3 protein-coding genes are annotated in these 1,626 nt (G+C 38.7%); all 3 read right to left on the bottom strand.

The window, feature by feature from the left end; all coding sequences use genetic code 11:
- Positions 1-86: 86 nt before the first annotated feature.
- Positions 87-341, bottom strand: a complete 255-nt coding sequence (locus WKU33_RS18820) for a hypothetical protein (protein ID WP_156858104.1) — start codon at positions 339-341, stop codon at positions 87-89.
- Positions 341-1,141 (bottom strand): ExeA family protein, encoded by an 801-nt coding sequence (locus WKU33_RS18815; RefSeq protein WP_156858103.1) that lies wholly within the window; start codon positions 1,139-1,141, stop codon positions 341-343. The genes WKU33_RS18820 and WKU33_RS18815 overlap by 1 nt, the downstream gene beginning before the upstream one ends.
- The coding region (locus tag WKU33_RS18810; protein WP_340456122.1) for a Mu transposase domain-containing protein at positions 1,134-1,626 on the bottom strand (493 nt) is incomplete at its 5' end. The genes WKU33_RS18815 and WKU33_RS18810, both read right to left, overlap by 8 nt.

Here is a 1,626-nt window from a genome sequence, read left to right as displayed (position 1 = left end):
AATGTGCTATTATTTTCACTTTATTTCATATGTGAAAAAGAATATGCACGCTATTTCTCTACTATTTCAAGAAAAAAAGATGCCTTTCAAAAGACATCTTCTTCTCTCATTAATTCAATGGGCGCCACACGTATCTTGTAAACATCGGGGTGGCGAAGATTAAATGCGACTGACCCCTTATACATCACAAACCAATCATCGTAGTCCTTCCCAATAATAAAATTCAAATAGTCGCTCTGGAATTTTATTTCTACAGGCATCCCTTCATACACAATAAAAGCCTCTTGCCCAATCCATATCTGCCAGGCATTATGATTAGAAATCATGATTCCTTCTTTCATCACAGACCACTTTCCTCAGCTGCCAGACGCACGATTTCTTCATCAATCTGTTCTTTCTTCTGTTGCGCTCCATATAAAAGACAATTCGTCGTTAATGTATTGATAATACGGGGCCAACCTTGTGATCGTAACGCGATTGCTTCCATGGCCGTAGGACTGAATATTGGTATTCTTGATCCCGCTAACTTTAAATGGTGTTCTATATACGCGTAAACATCTTCTTTGCTTAATGCTTGCATTTGATATCTCATGATAATACGTTGAGCCAATGGTCGATGATGATTTAAATTTAACCGTGTTTTTAAATGCGGTAAACCAGATAGTATGAGAATAAATGGATTCGTCGAATCCATTTGAAAGTTAAAGAGAATGGCTAGATCCTGTAAAAATGCATCCTTTGCCATGTGCATTTCATCAAGAATGAAGACTGGAGTAATTTTACGTTCCTCCACCATTTGTTCAATGCCTGATTGAATCTGGCGAAATAGATCTACTTTGCGGAATTTGGGTTCTTCACCTAAACCATAAGCCAACCCTCGGTAAAAATCCATCACTCCTCCAGTAGACAATGGAAAATAGACGACATGATACAAAGATGGATTGAGTGACTCCTTAAAACTTCGTAATGTAAATGTTTTTCCAGCCCCAGGATCACCTATAATTAAACCGATTCCTTTCGACTTTTGTAAGTACGCTAAACCATTTAATGCTCCTTGATAAATCGTAGATTCAAACGCATCCACATGATTCATCTCTTTGGTAAATGGCATCTTAGCCAACGAATAAAAGGATTTATACATGATCCGTCTCTCCCTTCCGTTGAACCGTATCCATTATCGCAAATGGGGATGGGGCTCGTTTGACATGCGCATTATCTTCCATGTTAACGGCTATCGCTTGTGCTACTTTTTTTCCATCTTCAAACACATACACCGCTCGATCATCGAGTCGAAGATCAATCTTCTGACCAATGAAAGAAGCGGGAACTTCATATAATTTCTTATCCAACGTAATCGTCCCATCTAATTTTACGACTCTTTTTGCTCTTTTTAAAAATACTGTCTCTAGTATGGAATGATCCTCTAAAAATGTGATATGATCTAATTGGGATTGAAATACTTGATGGGGTGTCTTTCCATCAAGAGAGGCGTGTGGCTTCCGGTGGTAATCCTCCTCTAGCCACCGCCCAAATCTTTCATTTAGCTCTTCCAGCGAATCGGCTGGATTACTTTTTAATAATGGATAGAACCTCGTTTGAATCGTTTTGAACAGCCTCTCTATTTTC

It is taken from the genome of Oceanobacillus sp. HCA-5259 (assembly GCF_037892815.1).
Classification (GTDB): Bacteria; Bacillota; Bacilli; order Bacillales; family Amphibacillaceae; genus Oceanobacillus; species Oceanobacillus indicireducens.
This window is presented reverse-complemented; position numbering and strand designations above follow the sequence as displayed.

Coding starts and splice junctions, on each gene's coding strand:
- WKU33_RS18820 (WP_156858104.1), bottom strand. CDS start 341: ATGAAAGAAGGAATCATGATTTCTAATCATAATGCCTGGCAGATATGG.
- WKU33_RS18815 (WP_156858103.1), bottom strand. CDS start 1,141: ATGTATAAATCCTTTTATTCGTTGGCTAAGATGCCATTTACCAAAGAG.